This window comes from Brevibacillus sp. YAE8 (assembly GCF_057543335.1).
The window spans coordinates 1-780 of record NZ_BAAIYG010000087.1; the positions used below are offsets into that span (position 1 = coordinate 1).

A 780-nucleotide genomic window follows, 5' to 3' on the forward strand; every position below is an offset into this window, starting at 1 on the left:
GATCAATTGTTGTTTGAACTCGATTGAATAGCGTCTCCGTTGCATAAAAATATCCCCCTCTGTTCTTCTGATATCAGCTTAACAAGATAAGGGGGTATGACTCAAATCCAATTTTGGGGCTTAAAAGAACTGGCTTACTGGAAAAGTAACTAATACGTATACTGGATCTTATACTGAACCTACCCATTATATTGAATGGTCTATAGATTTCAAGTAATATACAATTATATGGAAGAGTAGCATAATGTTACTCTTCTTTAATTTTTTGTATAAATCCTTTTGCTTCTGTTTTGAATGAATGACTTGCTCTATACGAAGGAGGCTGTTTATGTCTAAGTTGCAAGGAGTTTTGTTGATCGTCTCGGCTTTTGTTGCTGGGTCTTTAACTTGGGCAATAATTTCTACGGCACAAACAAGTGAATCTCTACAGGACTACAGGGTCTTTTTTAGGGATGAGAACGGGAGTGGATTAGTCCACGTCACGACTACTGCTCAAGGTGACCTATGGATCTATAACGCAGGTGCTCAGGAGATCTACTACATAGATAATCCGAAAGAATCTAAACAGATTAACATCCTAAAGAAGAAAATCGAGCCCTAAGTATATAGAACAAATCATTCGGAATCCTGTACGCGATTCCGTTTTTTTCTTTATGACGGATTGTCAAGCCAAGTGCGACACTGCCTCCATGAATGATTCGTAGGCGGTCTTCCAACCCAAACACTTTCTTGGACGATTGTTAATGAGATATAACGCATGGATCAATTCTTCCGTTGATA

The 780-nt window shown here is 38.5% G+C and carries 1 protein-coding gene and 1 pseudogene; one reads left to right on the forward strand and one right to left on the reverse strand.

The genetic code is table 11. The features are described from left to right. Positions 1 to 328 precede the first annotated feature (328 nt). Complete coding sequence (locus AC27IT_RS27725; RefSeq protein WP_005835159.1) at positions 329 to 601, forward strand: hypothetical protein; 273 nt, start codon at positions 329 to 331, stop codon at positions 599 to 601. A gap of 63 nt (positions 602 to 664) precedes the next feature. On the opposite strand, the pseudogene AC27IT_RS27730 reads toward AC27IT_RS27725, so the two are convergent. Beyond that, positions 665 to 780 (reverse strand): annotated as a pseudogene (locus tag AC27IT_RS27730) (IS30 family transposase); the annotation flags it as partial.

Bases quoted from the DNA above. Each gene is read 5' to 3' on its own strand.
- AC27IT_RS27725 (WP_005835159.1), top strand. From the start codon at position 329: ATGTCTAAGTTGCAAGGAGTTTTGTTGATCGTCTCGGCTTTTGTTGCT.